The organism is Cupriavidus sp. MP-37, assembly GCF_020618415.1.
Classification (GTDB): Bacteria; Pseudomonadota; Gammaproteobacteria; order Burkholderiales; family Burkholderiaceae; genus Cupriavidus.
Genome location: NZ_CP085345.1, coordinates 779383 through 791640, shown reverse-complemented (window position 1 = coordinate 791640; position 12258 = coordinate 779383). Strand labels below are relative to the sequence as shown.

The following is a 12258-nucleotide window of genomic DNA, read 5'->3' as shown; positions in this document are numbered from 1 at the left end:
TAATCCCGACCATGCAGCTCTACAGCTTCTTCAACAGTTCCACCTCGTACCGCGTGCGTATCGCGCTGGCCCTCAAGGGCCTGCCGTACGACTACCTGGGCGTCAATATCCGCACCGGCCAGCATCGCCATGCGGAATATGTCGAGGGCATCAACCCGTCCGCGTCCGTGCCCGCGCTGGTCGATGGCGACTTCACGCTGGGCCAGTCGTTCGCGATCATCGACTACCTGGACGCGCGCCATCCCGAGCCGCGCCTGCTGCCGCAAGACCCCGCGCAGCGCGCGCGCGTGCTGGAGCTGTCGATGCTGATCGGCTGCGACATCCATCCCGTCAACAACCTGCGCGTGCTGCGCTACCTGCAGGACACGCTGCAGGTCACGCCGGAGCAGAAGGACGCCTGGTACCGCCACTGGATCGACGAAGGCATGGCCGGCGTCGAACGGCTGCTGGCGCGCCATGGCCATGGCAAGTGGTGCTTCGGCAATGCACCCACGCTGGCCGATGTCGCGCTGGTGCCGCAGGTGGCCAACGCGCTGCGCATGGGCTGCGAGTTGGAGCGATACCCGCGCGCGATGGCGGTCTTCGCCCATGCCAGCGCCCATCCCGCCTTCGCCCAGGCCGCGCCCGCGCGCCAGCCAGACTACACCGCCTGACGCCAGCGGCGCAGGCCAGGAGACAGACATGAGCAGTACCCACAACGCGACCGGCAAGGTCCTCATCATCGGCGGCGGCATCGGCGGCCTGGCCGCGGCGCTGGCGCTGGCCCGCCAGGGCATCCGCATCGAGCTGCTGGAGCAGGCCGAGCACATCGGCGAGATCGGCGCCGGCATCCAGCTCGCCGCCAACGCCTTCGCCGCGCTCGACGCGCTCGGCGTGGGCGAGGCCGCGCGCGGCCGCACGGTCTTCACCGACTTCCTCAGCCTGCGCGATGCCGTCGACACCAGCGTGATCGCGCAGGTCGATGTCGGGCAGGCGTATCGCGAGCGCTTCGGCAATCCTTATGGCGTGATCCACCGCGTCGATATCCACTTGTCCATCCTGGAAGCGGTGCAGGACCATCCGCTGATCACGATGCGCACCAGCACGCGCGTGGAGCAGTTGCTGCAGGACGACCACGGCGTCACCGTGGTCGACCAGCATGGCCAGCATCACCGCGGCGATGCGGTGATCGGCTGCGACGGCGTCAAGTCCGCGATCCGCCAGGCGCTGATCGGCGACGAGGCGCGCGTGACCGGGCACGTGGTCTACCGCGCCGTGGTCGACGTGGCCAACATGCCGCAGGACCTGCAGGTCAATGCGCCCGTGGTGTGGGCCGGCCCGAACTGCCACCTGGTGCACTACCCGCTGCGCGGCGGCCAGCAATACAACCTGGTGGTGACCTTCCACAGCCGCGAAACCGAAACCTGGGGCGTGCGCGAGGGCAGCAAGCAAGAAGTGCTGTCGTACTTCGAGGGCATCCATCCGCTGCCGCACCAGATGCTGGACCGCCCGACCTCATGGAAGCGCTGGGCCACCGCCGACCGCGACCCGGTCGAGCGCTGGAGCTTCGGCCGCGCCACCATCCTGGGCGATGCCGCGCACCCGATGACGCAATACGTGGCGCAGGGCGCCTGCCAGGCGCTGGAAGATGCCGTGACGCTCGGCGCCGCGGTACAGGCCGCGGATGGCGACTATGCCGCGGCTTTCAAACTGTACGAGCAGGCCCGCATCCCGCGCACCGCGCGCGTGCTCTATGCCGCGCGCGACATGGGCCGCGTCTACCACGCCAAAGGCGTCGACCGCCTGGTGCGCAACAGCCTGTGGACCGGCCGCACCCAGGCGCAGTTCTACGACGCGCTGCAATGGCTGCATGGGTGGCGCGCCGACCAATGCCTGAGCCCGACGCCCTGGCTGTAAGCCGCTGACTGCGGCGTAATGCCGTTCAGTTTAGGTATCAAACACTACCGTCATTCCCGCGCAGGCGGGACAATGCGCGGATGCGCATTGGACGTCCGGAGGACGGCCCGAAGGGTGAGTGACAGCGAGCAATCCAGCGTCTTTAAAAGTCACTGGGTTCCCGCCTGCGCGGGAACGACAGTGGTTAACTGAACGGCATTACGAAACATTGATAGCGAGCCGGCGGCCGACGCAGCCGCCGGACCTCTCGCGCCCCTGACCCTGGCAACAAGGAGGAGACACCATGCCTGCCAGCCAACCGCTCAACGTCACCGCGTTCATCGACCGCCAGCCGCTGTCGGCGTTCCAGGTGACCATCGTCGTACTGTGCTTCCTGATCGTCGCCGTCGACGGCTTCGATACCGCCGCGATCGGCTTTATCGCGCCCGCCATCCGCGCCGAATGGCAGTTGACGCCGGCGCAACTGGCGCCGCTGTTCGGCGCCGGGCTGGGCGGCCTGATGGCCGGCGCCTTCCTGTTCGGTCCGCTGGCCGACCGCTTTGGCCGCAAGGCCGTGCTGGTGCTGTCGGTGCTGTGCTTCGGCGCGGCCAGCCTGGCGTCGGCGTGGTCGCCGGACCTGTGGACGCTGGTGCTGCTGCGCTTCATCACCGGCCTGGGCCTGGGCGGGGCCATGCCCAACGCCATCACGCTGACCTCGGAATTCTGCCCGGAGAAGCGGCGCTCGTTCCTGGTCACGACCATGTTCTGCGGCTTCACGCTGGGCTCCGCGCTTGGCGGGCTGGCGTCGGCGGGGCTGATCGATGCCTTCGGCTGGCGCTCGGTGCTGGTGGCAGGCGGCGTGCTGCCGCTGCTGCTGGCGGTGGCGCTGGTGTGGCTGCTGCCGGAGTCGGTGCGCTACCTGGTGCTGACCGGCAAGTCGCGCGAGCGCATCGTCGCCACGCTGCAGAGAATCGCCCCGCATGAAGACCTGCGCCACGCGAGTTTCGCCGTCAGCGAGCAGCGCGCCACTAGCTCGCCGGTGCGGCACCTGTTCCGCCCCGAATTGCTGCGCGGCACGCTGCTGTTCTGGCTGACGTTCTTCATGAGCCTGCTGGTGATCTACCTGCTGTCGAGCTGGCTGCCGACGCTGCTGCGCGGCACCGGCCATTCGCTGCGCACGGCGGCGCTGGTGACCACCATGTTCCAGGTGGGCGGCACGGTCGGCGCGATTGCGCTGGGGTGGCTGATGGACCGGTTCAACCCGCACCATGTGCTGGCCACCAGCTACGCGCTGGCGGCGCTGGGCATTGCCGCGGTCGGCAGCGTTGCCGCCGAGCCCGTCGCCGCGGGCGTGGCGGTCTTTGTCGCGGGCTTCTGCATCTCGGGCTCGCAGGTGGGCGCCAATGCGTTGTCGGCCAGCTTCTATCCGACCGACTGCCGCGCCACCGGCGTCAGCTGGGCCAACGGCGTGGGCCGGATGGGCTCGGTGGTGGGATCGGTCGGCGGCGCGACCCTGCTGTCGCTGGGGCTGGGCATGCCGGCGCTGTTCGCGTGGATCGGCGTGCCGGCACTGATTGCGGGGCTGTCGATGTTCTCGCTGGGGATCGTCAGGCGGGCAAGGCCGCAACCGCAACTGGCAGTGTGAAGGGCCGCGCCGTGGCTCAGGCCAGCGGCAGCTTCAGCACCTGCTCGGTGGTCAGGATATCGCCGAAGGTGTCGTCGAGCGCGGCCAGCGCGGCGCGGTGCAGGTCCTGGTGCGGCACCGTGCCGGCCGCGGTATCGAGGTCGCGCGTGGCGCAGGCGTCCGCCGCCACGATCACGCCGTACCCCAGCGGCACCGCGTCGCGCGCCGCGCCGGTGACGCAGGCGTGGGTCATCAGGCCGGTGATGATCAGGGTCTTGATGCCGGCCGCCTTGAGCCGCTGGTCCAGGTCAGTGGTCGGGAACGCGCTGACCGAGGTCTTTTGCAGCACGGTGTGGTGCGGGGCGGGCTGCAGGTCGCTGTGGAACGCCACGGTCGGGCCCTGTGCCGCGAACACGGGACTGCCGGCGGGCGTGACATGCTGGATGTGGAACACAGGCATCCCGGCGGCGTCGGCGTGGTCAACCAGGCGGCGAGCGTTGCCGAGGGCGGCCGGCCCATCCGGAATCGGCAGCCTGCCGCTGAAATACTCGTTCTGGAAATCGATGACCAGCACGGCGGTGCTGGCGGCTTCGATGGCGGTACGGGCCGGCGCGCCGGCGATCGTGCGTAGGGTCGGGTGGGGCATGGTGGTCCTCGTCGACAGGGAAGGAAGCGGGCGGTGCCGCTGCGTTGGACCGCAGGCGCGGCATGAAGCGTAGTTTCCAGCGCCGCCGGCATCGTCGGAAGTGGCCCGATGGACAACATCCGATAGAATCGGGCCAAAACGTTCCAGCCCGCCGACCGTCCCCAACCCAGCGAGATTCCGATGCACACCGTCGCGGTGATTGCCTTCGAAGGCATCAGCCCCTTCCACCTGTCCGTGCCCTGCATCGTCTTTGGCGACGACCTCGACCGCCTGGGCGTGCCGCGCTACCGGCTGCTGATCTGCGCCGAGAAGCCGGGATTGATCCCCACCATGTCAGGATTCCGCATCGAGGTGGAACACGACCTGTCGGTGCTGGAACAGGCCGATACCGTGATCATGCCGGCGTGGCGCGACCCGGGCGAGCGCGCCCCGCAAGCGCTGCTCGATGCGCTGCGCAGCGCCAGCGCGCGCGGCGCGCGCATTGCCGGCTTGTGCCTGGGCACCTTCGTGGTGGCCGAGGCCGGCCTGCTGGACGGCCGCACCGCGGCCACGCACTGGGCCTGGGCCGACGATTTCGCGCAGCGCTACCCGCAGGTGCGGCTCGACCGCGATTCCCTCTATATCGACGATGGCGAGATCCTGACCTCGGCCGGCACTGCCGCGGCGCTGGACTGCTGCCTGCACCTGGTGCGGCGCGACCATGGCGCCGAGGTGGCCAACCGGGTGGCGCGCCGGATGGTGGTGGCCCCGCACCGGCACGGCGGCCAGGCGCAATACATCGAGCATCCGCTGCCGCAGGCCGACGGCGCCGACCGGCTCAGCCTGACGCTGGACTGGGCCATCGCGCACCTGGCCCAGCCGCTGACGCTCGACACGCTGGCCGAGAAAGCCGGCATGAGCCGGCGCAATTTCACGCGGCGCTTCAAGGAGAAGACCGGCACCACGGTGACGCAGTGGCTGCTGAACCACCGGCTGACGGCGGCGCGGCGCCTGCTGGAGACCACCGACAAGGGCGTCGACCTGGTGGCCGAGCTGGTCGGGTTCGGGTCGGCCGTTTCGCTGCGCCAGCACTTCACCCAGGCGCTCGCGGTGTCGCCGTCGGCTTACCGCAAGCAGTTCGGCGCCGCGGTGCCGCGCCAGCGGGGCGGCTGAACCGGCGCCTCCCCCCGGAGCGCCAACGCCGGCTCACATCTCGTGGTGATGCCGGTGCGAGCCGCCGAACAACCGCGCGCCCAGCACCACGCCGACGCCCAGCGCAATCCCGAGCGCACGCACCGGGTTGGCATGGACGAACGATTCCGTGCGCTCGAGGCTGGTTTCCCACTCGCTCTTGACGCGTCCCTTCACGCGCCGGGCAACATCCGCCGATTTCGCCGCGAGTTCCGTCGCCGCGCTGCCCGACTTCGCGGCAAGTTCGACGAACTCCGCCTTGGCCTGCTCGAGGTTATCGCCGGACAACGTTGGCAGGCGATCGATCAGCCGGTCGAGCTCGCGCGCCAGGTCTTGCGACGCCGACGATCGTGCCGACGTGTCCCGCCACGACGCGCCGCTGCGCGTATCCGAGCCTGATACCGAAGACATGCGCGTCTCCTGCTGGCGCATGCCTGATGTGCTGGTGGGCGTGCTTGTCGTTTCCGTCTGTTCCATGGTGCGCCTCCGCATTGAAGTATCCGTGGCGCACGGGGCGAACCCCGGCGCCACGGGAGGGCGGTGCACCTTTCGTGCCCGGCGATGGCGGTTGCCGCAACCAGCCCTGAGCCATGCCGGACGTGGCGCCACTACAGCCAATCGACGCCGCGAGCGCGTGCCGCATTACAAAGCCAGCCAGATTTGCGCGCCGAGATTGCGCGGCGGCCGTGCCCGGGCACGGTGGGGCGGCACACAGGATCTCCGGCGCGCACATAACGCCGCTGCGCGGGCTGGCATGGCGGTTGCGTAGTCAAGGGTGTCGTACTTGGCAAGCAGGAGGGCATCATGGCACATCAAATTCCACGGCCTGAGGAAGGGCCGAAGGTACCCGAGGTGCCGCCGGCTGATCCTTCGCGCAAGAGCGAAGAGCAGCTGCCGCCCCGGCACGATGACGATCTCGGCAAGCCGCCGCGCCAGCCAGGACAGGAAGATCTGCGCAGGCAGTCATCCTGGTCGATGCAGCAGTAGCGTGCAGCAATAGCGCGCAGCAATCGCGTGCAGCAATAGCGTCTATGCTGGACCGGTGTGCGACACGCCGCCATGGCAGCGGCGTGGAGCGCGCCACCCGGCGCGCATGTCGCCACATGCACCTGAGGAGACATGTCGATGCGTGTAATGGTGATCGTCAAGGCTACCAGCGAGTCGGAAGCGGGCAAGATGCCCGGCACCGAGTTGCTGGCAGCGATGGGCAACTTCAACGAAGAACTGGTCAAGGCCGGCATCATGCTGGCGGGCGAGGGCCTGCAGCCCAGCGCGAAGGGCAAGCGCGTGCGCTTTGCGGGCAGCCAGCGCACCGTGAGCGATGGGCCCTTTGCGCCACCGGAAGAACAGGTCGCCGGGTTCTGGCTGTGGCAGGTCAAGTCGATGGATGAGGCGGTGGAATGGGTCAAGCGCTGTCCCAATCCCATGGAAGGCGAATCGGACATCGAGATCCGGCCGTTGTACGAACTTGAGGATTTTGGCGCGGAACTGACGCCGGAACTGCGGGAGCAGGAAGAACGGGTTCGGGAGCAGGCCGCGCGCGCGGCCAAATCTCAGCAAGGCTAGGTTTGGCGTGATGGCAGAGAGACGGCGGTTCGCATGCGAGTGTGAACCGCCGTTTGCGCTGGATGGCGCCAGCGTGCCGGAACAATTCGCGCTGCGCGGGAACGAACCAGGACAGGCGTGCGAAGGCTCAGCGCCGCATGGCGAGGGCTGCGCACGCCATCTCCAGGAGGACTGACATGAACACTACGGCAAAGCTGGTCCCGTCGAGCGAACTGGTCCGGCAGAATCCCGTCCACTTTCCGAATGAGAGCGCGGCGTACCGCGAGGCGCGCAATGCGCTGCTGGCCGAAGAGATCGAATTGCGGCGGCATATCGAACGCGTGGCCGCGCAGCGCCGCGCCCTGCCGCCCGGCGGTGAGGTGACGAAGCGATATACCTTTCAAGGCGAGCACGGGCCGATCACGCTCGAAGAGCTGTTCGCCGACAAGGATACGCTGGTGGTCTACAGCTACATGTTCGGACCCCAGCGGCAGCGGCCTTGTCCGATGTGCACGTCGATCATGGCGTCCTGGGACCACAAGGTTGCCGATATCGAGCAGCGCGTGGCGCTGGCCATGGTGGCGCGCTCGCCAATCGAGCGTCTGGTGGCGGCGAAGCGTGAAAGAGGCTGGAAGCAGTTGAAGGTGTATGCGGATGTCGACGGCGACTTCACGCGCGATTACGTCAACGCCGAGGATGCGGATGAGCCGGGATATACCGTCTTTACGCGGCGCGATGGCAAGATCCGGCATTTCTGGAGCAGCGAGATGTATGCGCTGCCGGTGGATCCCGGCCAGGATCCGCGGGGAGCGCCGGATCTGGATCCGTTGTGGACGTTGCTGGATACCACGCCGGAGGGGAGGGGGGATTGGTATCCGGAGTTGGAGTATGGGGGGAAGCGGTAGGGTTTGGCGCTTGAGGTGGGGGGCAGGCGAATTCGTGCTTGATTTGGCGCGTGACTTCGTTGATGCGCCTGCCCTCTCCCCCGCCCCTCTCCCGCAAGCGGGAGAGGGAGAAAACAGGCTGCGCTGCGCATGCTCTTGCTCCGGTTTGGGCTCTGGTATGGAGTGTGTCGCTGCGTTCGCATGCGGCGCCGCTGGATAGGCAACCGTTTTAAGATTCCCGCGTGTTTGCTCCCCTCTCCCGCAAGCGGGAGAGGGGAGAACACACGTTGGGAAAAAAGGGCAATCGCTGCGCCCCCCATGCGCGACACAAGCTACCCCGCCAACGGCCCCTCCGCCATCAACGCATCCAGCTTGGCCTTCACCAACTCCAGCAGACAAAGCGCACTGAAGCACGATTCCGAACGCGCGCTTTGCTGCTCCAGCAACACGAGCACGCCTTCTATCCCCGCACGCACTTCATGCAAACACACATTGGCTTCGATCGCATCGACCGTCATGATTGACTCCTTCCAGGTTGAGGCACGCCACTCATTTGAAGGTGAGGGCGGCGGGCCAGACAGCGAGGGTGGAAACCCGGCGAGATCAAGGAAGAACCCGGTCAGCCTTGCGGCTGCCTCGCTCGGCCCGCCACGGAAGTAAGCCTTTCCATGCGAGCACAGGCGTTGCCGTGTGAAAGCACAACGCCTGCCCTTGATCTACTCCGCGGGTTTCCACGCCCGGTCACCGGCCATCCGATGACAGAACCAGTATTCCAAGAAGAAGTCAGGCCGACGATGAGATATGTCGCATTCGGAAGGGGGCGGGCGAAGCTTGCCGCAAACGCTGGTGCGAGGGAAATCGCTGAGCCCTGAAATGCAATGGCCACAGGGATCCGACCTGTTTACAACTTGCTTTCGATGGATTTGCGTTCCAACCAGATTTCCTACTTAGTCAGAATTATGGAATTCCAATAATTATTGAAATTCCATAATTCTGACTAAAACTCGCCCGGGGAGCGGCGCGATGTTGCAACATTGTGCATCTTCACAACTTCCGTCCGGGGCTATCCTACACATTGTGTTCCCCAATCCTCGCCACAAAATCGTCCCCCTCCGGCAACCCCGACGAAAACTTCACCGGAAAATTCACCGCAATCCCACCGTCAATTCGCCGCATTACCTCCCGCGCCTTCACATGCGGATCCTCGAACAGCTCACCAGCCCCCAGCACCGGAGAAAACGGGATATCCAGCGTAGCGAAGAAGACCTCCCAGTCGGCAAGGTCCCGCGTCCGAAACACCGCCGCCATCAGGTCATTGACCTCCACCTTGTGCCCGCTGCGCCCGGCGCGCGTGGCAAAGCGCGGATCGCGCAAGGCCGGGAACGCGTCGCCCAGCGCCGCGCACAGGTTGTCCCAGAACTTGTTCTCCAGGATGCCCATCGCCAGGTGACGGCCGTCGCGGGTTTCGAACAGATCGTTCTCCGGCATCACCGTGGGCGAGGCCTGGGGCGAGGCCTCGTGCGCGCGCGCGGTCCAGGCGCCGTGCGCGGTCCACGACAGGATGGCATCGTGGATCGACACATCGAGATGTTGCCCCTGTCCGTTCTGCCGCGCGCTCATGATCGCCACGGCCAGCGACAACGCGGCGTAGCCCGACGCAGCGTAGTCCGACACCCGCACGCGCGGGCGCGAGACCACATCGCGCACCTGTACCGGCGTCGCCCAGTATCCGGCCAGCGCCAGGTAGTTCAGGTCATGCCCCGCGTGGCTGGCATACGGCCCGGTCTGGCCGAAGCCAGAGACGGAACACAACACGATGGCCGGATTGACTGCCGCCAGCGCGTCGTAGCCCAGCCCCAGGCGCGCCATCACGCCGGGGCGGAAGCCTTCGACCACGGCATCGGCGTCGCGCACCAGGTTGAGGAAGGCGGCGCGGCCCGCGTCGGTTTTCAGGTCCAGCGCCACCGAGCGCTTGCCGCGGTTGAACTGCGCATAGACATGCGCGCCCAGTTGCCGCGCGGTGTCGCCGCTGCCGGGCTGCTCGACCTTGATCACGTCCGCGCCAAGCTGGCGCAGCAGGCTGCAGGCGTGGGGGCCGGGCAGCAGCTGGCTGACATCGAGGATGGTGACGTCCTTCAGGCAAGACCATGCTGGCTTCATGCGCAGCCTCCGGCGACAGGTAAAAACGCAAGCGCCGCACGCGGATTGGCGTGCGGCGCGGGGAACAGGGCAGACGGCTCAGCCAAGGTCGCCGGTCATGCCGATCGACTTCATCAGGTCGCCGTAGCGCGCGTTGTCGCTGGCGACCATGGTGCTGAACTGCGCGGGCGAGGCGCTGCGGCGCAGTTCGCCGGCGTTGGCCTTGAGCTGGGCGTCGAACACGCCCGCGGCCTGCAGCGCAGCGACGGCGGCGTGCAGCTTCTGCGCCAGTTCGGCCGGGAAATTGGCCGGCGCGAACAGGCCGCTCCAGTTGTCGATGACGAAGCCCGGCGGCAGCGCCTCGGCCATCGTCGGCACGTCGGGGAAATAAGGGGAACGGGCCGCGGCGGTGACGGCCAGCACCCTGACCTGGTTGTTGCGCACGTACTGCGTCGCGGTGCCCAGCACCGGCATGCCGAACTGCGTCTGCCCGGTCAGCATCGAGGTGATGATTTCCGGCGCGCCCTTGTAGGGAATATGCACGGCCTCGCAGGCGGTCTGGTGCAGCATGGTTTCGACCGCCAGATGGGCGATGCTGCCCTTGCCGCCGGAGCCGTAGTTGAATTTGCCCGGCTCTTTTTTCATCGCCGCGACCAGCTCGGCGGCGGTCTTGTACGGCGAGGACATCGGCACCACCAGCGCGGACGGTCCGCCCGACAAGGCCGTGATCGGCGTGAAGTCGCGTGCCGGGTCATACGGCATCTTGCGGTACATGTGCACGTTGATGACGTGCGAGTTGGCCAGGATGCCCAGCGTGTAGCCATCGGGTGCGGCACGGCGCAGCGCGCCCGCGCCGATGATGCCGCCGGCGCCGGGCATGTTCTCGACCACCAGCGGCTGGCCCAGCTTCTTGCCAAGTTCCGCCGACAGCGTGCGCGCCGTGCTGTCGGGCGTGCTGCCGGCGATGAAGGGGACGATCAGCCGGATCGGGCGGCTGGGGTAGGCGGATGAGGCGCTGGCGGCGCGGGCCGGCAGCAGCAGGCTGCCCAGCGCGGCGGCGCCGGCGGTGGCAAGCCAGTTTCGGCGGTTCATGCTTGGTCTCCGTGGTCTTGTCGTATTGTGCTGTGGCCGGGATCCGGATGCCGGCGGCGACCGTGCCGCCGGCACGGTCAGCCTTGCTGCTGCTGCGGTTCCAGGATAGCCCGCGCGATGGTGTTGCGCTGGATCTCGCTGGTGCCGGTGAAGATGCGGAACATGCGCAGCTTGCGGAAGGTCTGCTCGACCGGATGGCCGCGCGTGACGCCGACATTGCCGTGGATCTGCACGGCCTTGTCCGCCACCTCGAAGCAGCGCTCCGAGACGAAGAGCTTGCACGCCGCGGCCTTCATGCGCAGGTCGACGCCGGCATCGGCCAGCGCTGCGGTGTGCGCGATCATGCTTTCGCAGGCCCACAGTGCGGCGGCCATGTCGGCCAACATGTGCTGGATCGCCTGGAAGCGCGCGATCGGGCCGCCGAACTGGCGGCGCTGGCCCGCATATTCCACTGACGATTGATAGGCCCGCATGGCCAGCCCCAGCATGCTGGGGCAGTGCAGCAGGCGGTTCACGTTGATGCGCGACATGCCCAGCTTGAAGCCGTTGCCTTCGCCGCCGAAGATGTTGGCGCGCGGCACGCGCACATTGTCGAAACGGATATCGCCATCGATATGCTGGCCCGACATCGGCACGTACTCGTTGGTGACGGTCACGCCGGGCAGGTCCAGGTCGACCAGCACCGCGGTGATCGCCGGCGGCGTGGCGGTGGCGTCGGTCACGCACATGACGATGGCAAAGTCGGCGAACGGCGCGCCGCTGATGTAGTGCTTGCCGCCGTTGATCACCAGCTCATCGCCATCGGCGACGGCCGAGGTCTTGATGCTTTGCGCATCGGAGCCGGAATGCGTTTCCGTCAGCGCGAAGCAGGTCGATTTCTCGCCGCGGATCACCGGCTTGAAATACCGCTCGAGCTGCTCCGGCGTGGCGTACTTCAGCATGTTGCCCACGCGCGGCGGGCCGCCCAGGTCGCCCAGCACGTGCGCGGCCAGGGTCGAGCCGCTGGCGGCCAGGTCGGCCTTGAGCGCGCATTGTTCCTGGATGTTCAGGCCCTTGCCGCCGAGCGCGGTGGGCAGGCAGGCGGCGTAGAAGCCCAGTTCGCTGGAGCGGCGCCAGACCTGGCGCAGGGTCTCGCGCGGCCAGGGGTCTTCCGAACCCAGGCCCAGTTCCTGTTCGAGCGGGCGCAGCTCTGCGTCGATAAAGCGGCGGATGCCGGCGCGGCTTTCCAGCAGGACGGGGTTGTTCAGGTGATCGAACATGGCGGTTTCCTCGGTGCGGTTCCG

The 12258-nt window shown here is 67.4% G+C and carries 13 protein-coding genes; 7 read left to right on the top strand and 6 right to left on the bottom strand.

Annotated features, from left to right (window positions below):
• Positions 1-11: 11 nt before the first annotated feature.
• From maiA to LIN44_RS20105, 3 genes are all read left to right on the top strand, one after another.
• On the top strand, positions 12-653 hold the full coding sequence (gene maiA, locus LIN44_RS20115; RefSeq protein ID WP_227316014.1) for a maleylacetoacetate isomerase: 642 nt from the start codon (positions 12-14) through the stop codon (positions 651-653).
• A gap of 28 nt (positions 654-681) precedes the next feature.
• Positions 682-1896 (top strand): 3-hydroxybenzoate 6-monooxygenase, encoded by a 1215-nt coding sequence (locus tag LIN44_RS20110; protein WP_227316013.1) that lies wholly within the window; start codon positions 682-684, stop codon positions 1894-1896.
• 283 nt (positions 1897-2179) lie between these two features.
• The gene (locus LIN44_RS20105) at positions 2180-3520 is read left to right on the top strand and encodes an aromatic acid/H+ symport family MFS transporter (RefSeq protein WP_227316012.1); all 1341 of its coding nucleotides are present in this window, start codon (positions 2180-2182) and stop codon (positions 3518-3520) included.
• Between the two features lie 16 nt (positions 3521-3536).
• Here the strand turns inward: LIN44_RS20105 and LIN44_RS20100 are convergent, their stop codons facing one another.
• Positions 3537-4145 carry a cysteine hydrolase family protein gene (locus tag LIN44_RS20100; RefSeq protein ID WP_227316011.1) on the bottom strand — a complete coding sequence of 203 codons (609 nt, stop codon included), beginning with the start codon at positions 4143-4145 and terminating at the stop codon, positions 3537-3539.
• 180 nt (positions 4146-4325) lie between these two features.
• Between LIN44_RS20100 and LIN44_RS20095 the strand changes: the two genes are divergently transcribed.
• Entirely contained in the window at positions 4326-5297 is a 972-nt protein-coding gene (locus tag LIN44_RS20095) for a GlxA family transcriptional regulator (protein ID WP_227316010.1), read from the top strand.
• A gap of 33 nt (positions 5298-5330) precedes the next feature.
• Here the strand turns inward: LIN44_RS20095 and LIN44_RS20090 are convergent, their stop codons facing one another.
• Entirely contained in the window at positions 5331-5792 is a 462-nt protein-coding gene (locus LIN44_RS20090) for a YqjD family protein (RefSeq protein ID WP_227316009.1), read from the bottom strand.
• Between the two features lie 327 nt (positions 5793-6119).
• Between LIN44_RS20090 and LIN44_RS20085 the strand changes: the two genes are divergently transcribed.
• The 3 genes from LIN44_RS20085 to LIN44_RS20075 all read left to right on the top strand — a co-directional run bounded on the left by LIN44_RS20085 (position 6120) and on the right by LIN44_RS20075 (position 7765).
• Complete coding sequence (locus tag LIN44_RS20085) at positions 6120-6302, top strand: hypothetical protein (protein WP_227316008.1); 183 nt, start codon at positions 6120-6122, stop codon at positions 6300-6302.
• A gap of 138 nt (positions 6303-6440) precedes the next feature.
• On the top strand, positions 6441-6881 hold the full coding sequence (locus LIN44_RS20080) for a YciI family protein (protein ID WP_227316384.1): 441 nt from the start codon (positions 6441-6443) through the stop codon (positions 6879-6881).
• Between the two features lie 176 nt (positions 6882-7057).
• Positions 7058-7765 (top strand): DUF899 family protein, encoded by a 708-nt coding sequence (locus LIN44_RS20075; RefSeq protein ID WP_227316007.1) that lies wholly within the window; start codon positions 7058-7060, stop codon positions 7763-7765.
• A 311-nt stretch (positions 7766-8076) separates the two neighbouring features.
• Here the strand turns inward: LIN44_RS20075 and LIN44_RS20070 are convergent, their stop codons facing one another.
• The 4 genes from LIN44_RS20070 to LIN44_RS20055 form a co-directional block, all read right to left on the bottom strand.
• On the bottom strand, positions 8077-8262 hold the full coding sequence (locus LIN44_RS20070; RefSeq protein WP_227316006.1) for a DUF1484 family protein: 186 nt from the start codon (positions 8260-8262) through the stop codon (positions 8077-8079).
• A gap of 550 nt (positions 8263-8812) precedes the next feature.
• On the bottom strand, positions 8813-9904 hold the full coding sequence (locus LIN44_RS20065; protein WP_227316005.1) for a CaiB/BaiF CoA-transferase family protein: 1092 nt from the start codon (positions 9902-9904) through the stop codon (positions 8813-8815).
• A gap of 78 nt (positions 9905-9982) precedes the next feature.
• Complete coding sequence (locus LIN44_RS20060; protein ID WP_227316004.1) at positions 9983-10975, bottom strand: tripartite tricarboxylate transporter substrate-binding protein; 993 nt, start codon at positions 10973-10975, stop codon at positions 9983-9985.
• Positions 10976-11052: 77 nt separating this feature from the next.
• Positions 11053-12234 (bottom strand): acyl-CoA dehydrogenase family protein, encoded by a 1182-nt coding sequence (locus LIN44_RS20055; protein WP_227316003.1) that lies wholly within the window; start codon positions 12232-12234, stop codon positions 11053-11055.
• Between the last annotated feature and the right edge of the window lie 24 nt (positions 12235-12258).